At 46.2% G+C, this 5,132-nt stretch carries 4 protein-coding genes and 1 tRNA gene; 4 read left to right on the top strand and 1 reads right to left on the bottom strand.

Translation table 11 applies throughout. The annotated features are described in order from the left end of the window. Window positions 1-310: 310 nt before the first annotated feature. From ybaK to FW767_RS12610, 4 genes are read left to right on the top strand one after another with little or no spacing between them, the layout of a single operon-like run. Window positions 311-808 (top strand): Cys-tRNA(Pro) deacylase, encoded by a 498-nt coding sequence (ybaK, locus tag FW767_RS12595; RefSeq protein WP_121700384.1) that lies wholly within the window; start codon window positions 311-313, stop codon window positions 806-808. Continuing rightward, a complete protein-coding gene (gene aroC, locus FW767_RS12600; RefSeq protein ID WP_121700385.1) occupies window positions 805-1,881 on the top strand; it encodes a chorismate synthase in 1,077 nt (358 codons plus the stop codon). Before ybaK ends, aroC begins: the two co-directional genes overlap by 4 nt. 3 nt (window positions 1,882-1,884) lie before the next feature. Next, window positions 1,885-2,832, top strand: coding sequence for a TIGR01212 family radical SAM protein (locus FW767_RS12605; RefSeq protein ID WP_121700386.1), 948 nt, complete (start codon window positions 1,885-1,887; stop codon window positions 2,830-2,832). Window positions 2,833-2,883: 51 nt separating this feature from the next. Then, window positions 2,884-4,539 carry an AMP-binding protein gene (locus tag FW767_RS12610; RefSeq protein ID WP_121700387.1) on the top strand — a complete coding sequence of 552 codons (1,656 nt, stop codon included), beginning with the start codon at window positions 2,884-2,886 and terminating at the stop codon, window positions 4,537-4,539. 310 nt (window positions 4,540-4,849) lie between these two features. Here the strand turns inward: FW767_RS12610 and FW767_RS12615 are convergent. Next, window positions 4,850-4,922, bottom strand: a tRNA-Gly gene (locus tag FW767_RS12615). Between the last annotated feature and the right edge of the window lie 210 nt (window positions 4,923-5,132).

Raw genomic sequence — 5,132 nt, forward strand, 5'->3', positions numbered from 1 at the left:
GCGTATCGCTTTTTTCAAATCGTTCAATGTCGAAGTTGTCTATAAGGACTTCGGGTAGGATTGCTCTGAGCAGTTGGTCTGGTTTCATTGTGCAAAGATAGCACTATACTCTTGACATCTTACCACCAACCGGGAAAATCCGCTGATCCGATTTAAGTACATTCACTACAACGCCTCGTTGCCCCAAATTATAACAACCGTTTTTTTTATATTGATCAGTAAAATTCAGCTAATTTGTAAATGAATCGATGTTATATGGCGGTGACTTGGCGATAAATCGTTACTTTTGCAGAAAAGTAACGATTTTTATATGGCAGGAATTACAAAGACAAATGCCGCACGCTTGCTTGACAAAGCAAAGATAAGTTATGATCTTATTCCTTATACGGTGGATGAGAATGATCTTGCTGCAGGGCATGTGGCTGACGAACTTGGAGAGGATATCAATCAGGTGTTCAAGACGCTTGTATTGCATGGCGACAAATGCGGCTATATTGTATGTGTTATTCCCGGTAATATGGAAGTCGAATTGAAGTCGGCAGCAAAGATAGCCGGAGCTAAAAAAGCTGAGATGATACCTATGAAAGAACTATTGCCGCTTACCGGCTATATACGTGGAGGATGTTCGCCTATAGGTATGAAAAAGTCGTTTCCGACTTATTTCCATTCTTCAATCAATGATTTTGACCGGGTATTTGTGAGTGCGGGAGTCAGAGGACTTCAATTTAAAATAGCTCCGGCAGACCTTATTAAATATACACGCGGCATAGTCGCAGACATTGCCGTACCTATAACTGAAGAAAAATGAATACATTTGGACGTATATACCGCCTGACTACTTTCGGAGAGTCACATGGAGCCGCTATTGGCGGAGTTATCGACGGAATGCCATCGGGCATAGCTATTGATATCGATGAGGTCCAGCGCCAGCTTGACCGTCGTCGTCCGGGCCAATCGTCGATTGTCACCGCACGCAATGAGAAAGACCGTATAAAAGTTCTTAGCGGACTTATGGACGGGGTCACTACGGGCACCTCCATCGGTTTTGCCGTGATGAATGATGATCATCATTCAGGCGATTATGATAATATGCGCCATACTTTTCGTCCGTCGCATGCCGATTATACATACACTGCCAAATATGGTATGCGCGATCATCGGGGCGGGGGACGTTCATCGGCCCGTGAGACGATAGCCCGTGTGGCCGGCGGTGCATTTGCCATGCAGGTGCTCCGTAAATTGGGGATAAATGTTTATGCCTATACATCGCAGGTCGGCGATATCGAGCTTGACCGTGACTATCATAAATATGACATGTCGTTGATTGACAGTAACGACGTGCGTTGTCCCGATGCCGGAAAGGCCGCGGAGATGCGCTCGCTGATAGAGCGAGTAAAGAAAGATGGCGACACGATAGGCGGTGTCATAACTGGAGTGATTACCGGGGTGCCTGCAGGCCTCGGTCAGCCGGTGTTCGGAAAACTGCATGCCATGCTCGGAAGCGCCATGCTCGGTATAAATGCCGTGAAAGGTTTTGAATACGGCATGGGCTTTGATGGAGTAGGACGCCGCGGCAGCGAGATGATTGACAATTTTATGGTCGATGCTGACGGAAATGTGCATACCGCCACCAATCATTCAGGAGGAATACAGGGCGGCATATCCAACGGCGAGGACATATATTTCCGTGTGGCATTCAAGCCGGTGGCGACTCTGCTTAAAGAGGTCGATACGATATCGGACACAGGTGAGCCTGCCGTACTGAAGGCACGCGGTCGTCACGATCCGTGTGTGTTGCCTCGTGCAGTACCTATCGTGGAAGCCATGGCTGCGATGACTATTCTTGATGCGTGGTTGTTAAACCGTACTACCCGATTGTAGAGTATGGCAGAACTTTATCGGGATTTCAGCGACTTTATCGCAGGATACTTTAAGGGTAAGATACAGAAAATATCGGTTAATGCCGGTTTTACTTGCCCCAATCGTGACGGAACTGTAGGCACAGGGGGATGCACGTATTGCAACAATCAGTCATTCAATCCCGATTATTGTCATCCTGCACTTTCTGTGATCGGACAGATCGAGAAAGGAAAAGAGTTTTTTGCCCGTAAATATCCAAGCATGGAGTATCTGGCCTATTTTCAGGCCTATACAAGTACTCATGGCGATATGGCCCGGCTTATGGATGCTTATGGCGAAGCTCTGTCAGTAGACGGTGTACGAGGCTTGGTAATCGGCACCCGGCCCGATTGTATGCCCGACGAGTTGCTTGAGCGTCTTTCCGCACTAAACAGGTCAAAGTTCATACTTATAGAGTACGGAGCTGAAAGCAGCCACGACTGTACTTTGCGGCTTATAAACAGGTGTCATGACTGGAAGTGTACCGAAGATGCGGTCATGCGTACATCCAAGGCCGGAATCCCGGTCGGGCTTCATCTTATAATGGGGTTGCCGGGAGAGACGGAAGATGACATGCTGCTTACTGTTGACCGGGTTTCGCAACTGCCCCTGCAGACTGTGAAGCTACATCAGCTTCAGCTTTTGAAAGGCACACGTATGGCTGCTGATGTAGACAACGGAGTATATGATATAAGGCGTTATACGGTGGATGAGTATATCGATCTGTGCTGCCGTGTGGTTGAGCGTATGAATCCGGACATAGCCATAGAGCGTTTTACAAGTCAGTCACCTGCTGGATTGCTGTTGTATCCGCGTTGGGGACTTAAAAATTATGAGTTTGTCAATCTGTTGAACAATCGTCTCCGAAAACTGGGTATACGGCAGGGCGCACTGTTCAGTAATACCGATTGTCATGTGTCGGGTGCACAATAAATGGCTTTCAATTGTTTATATCTACATAAGTAACCAACACATGTTTATTATATGCATAAAAGTTTTATCGAATATATCCAAAGTTCAATAAGAGACAATTGGGAACGGCTTGCTCTCACAGACTTCAACGGCGTTTCATATCAATACCGCGACATAGCCCGAAAGGTAGCCAAACTACATCTGTTGTATGCTCATGTACGCATAAAACCCGGCGACAAGATTGCCATATGCGGCAAGAATTCCTCGCAATGGGCCGTCGCATTCATAGCTACGGTTACTTATGGGGCTGTTGCAGTCCCTATACTTCATGAGTTTAAGTCCGATACTGTCCATCATCTGGTTGTCCATAGCGGAGCTCGTTTGTTGTTTACTGACGATTCGATATGGGAAAATCTCGACCCCGATTCTATGAGCGCGCTTGACGGCATAATAAGGCTTGGCGACTTCTCTCTTATTCATGAACGAAACAGCCGGCTGCGTGAAGCACGTATGCATCTTAATGAACTGTTCGGAAAAAAATATCCCGAGCGGTTTACTTCCGAAGATGTGATTTATCATAAGGTGAAGGATAGTGATGTGGCGTTGATAAACTATACATCTGGGTCTACAGGCATGTCCAAAGGGGTTATGCTTACTTATGGTAATTTGTGGAGCAATATCCAATTTTGTGTCGACGGGCTTACATTTCTTGAACCGGGCGACGGTATAGTGTGTATGCTTCCTCTTGCTCACATGTATGGGCTTGTTGTGGAGTTGCTTCATCCGTTTGTAAAAGGATGTCATGTGCATTTTCTTACCCGAGTGCCCTCACCGCGTGTGATTTTGGATGCTTTCGCCGCTGTACGTCCCAAATTAATCGTGACAGTCCCTCTCATAATCGAGAAGATAGTCAAGACTAAAGTGTTTCCGTTGCTGGATAAGCCGTATATGAAGGTTCTCATGAAAGTGCCGTTTGTTGATGACAAGTTGCTGTCCAAGATTAGACATGGACTTCTTGATGTTTTTGGTGGCAATGTTCATGAGATAATTGTAGGCGGTGCTGCTCTTAATAAGGATGTCGAGCAGTTTTTACGTCGCATAGATTTTCCCTATACGGTAGGTTACGGCATGACGGAGTGTGGACCCCTGATATCGTATTGCTCATGGAAGAGCCAGCGCGCTCAATCTTGTGGACGTGTCGTGGACCGTATGGAGTGCCGTATAGAGTCATCCGATCCGAAGAATGTGCCGGGCGAACTTTGGGTAAAGGGAGCGAATGTCATGAAAGGCTACTACAAAAACACCGATGCCACCAAGGCGGTAATGAAAGACGGCTGGATGAATACAGGTGATTTGTGTACTATAGACGATGACGGTTACATATACATACGCGGCCGCAATAAGAATATGATACTCGGTCCTTCAGGGCAGAACATATATCCCGAGGAAATCGAACAGAAACTAAACAATATTCCTTATGTGGCGGAGTCGATAGTGATTGAAGACAAAGGTAAGCTCACAGCTCTTATTTATCCCGATATGGAGGCTGCTACAAAAGCCGGTATTGCGATGGGGCATATAGATACGGAGATGAAAGAAAATATTGCCGCCCTTAACAAGGATTTGCCTGCCTATTCACAAATATCAAACTTCAAAATCCACTATCAGGAATTTGAAAAGACTCCTAAGCGCTCCATAAAACGCTATCTGTATCAGCATCCCGATTGATTCCGCGACAAAACGGGCGCAATTTGATAACCGTTTTGGGTGTAAATGGCTGTAAAACTGCCAATGTCGGTAGGGACGCCAGTACCACGGCGTCCGGCTGAGACCCGTATGGCCTTTTGCAACCGCTCTGCCGTATGGCCATCCGGATTCGCGGGCGCCGTGGTACTGGCGCCCCTACATGCTTGTTGCATCTTAACACTTCAACCGGATTTTTAAGCTGGTCCATTATTTTCTACTGGCTCGATCTTGTGGTTCAAATAAAAGAAAATCTGACAGTCAGGCTATGCTAACTATCAGATTTTTAGGCTTGAGCGGCAAACGAGGCTCGAACTCGCGACCCTCAGCTTGGGAAGCTGATGCTCTACCAACTGAGCTACTGCCGCAGCAGTTGATTTATGTGACAAAGTTACAATATTATTTTTAATTGGAAAAGAAAATATGGCCAAGTTAATAGACATAGTGCGTATGTTGGAAAAGCCACTCTACTTTGACCCTTTTGGCCAAACAGAATTCACCCCTTTGGCCATAATATGATTGACCCTTTTGGCCCAAATAACATTAACCGCTTAACACAAGAGTTATTAGAGATTTTT

Origin of the sequence: Heminiphilus faecis, assembly GCF_008728965.1 — a bacterium.
Classification (GTDB): Bacteria; Bacteroidota; Bacteroidia; order Bacteroidales; family Muribaculaceae; genus Muribaculum; species Muribaculum faecis.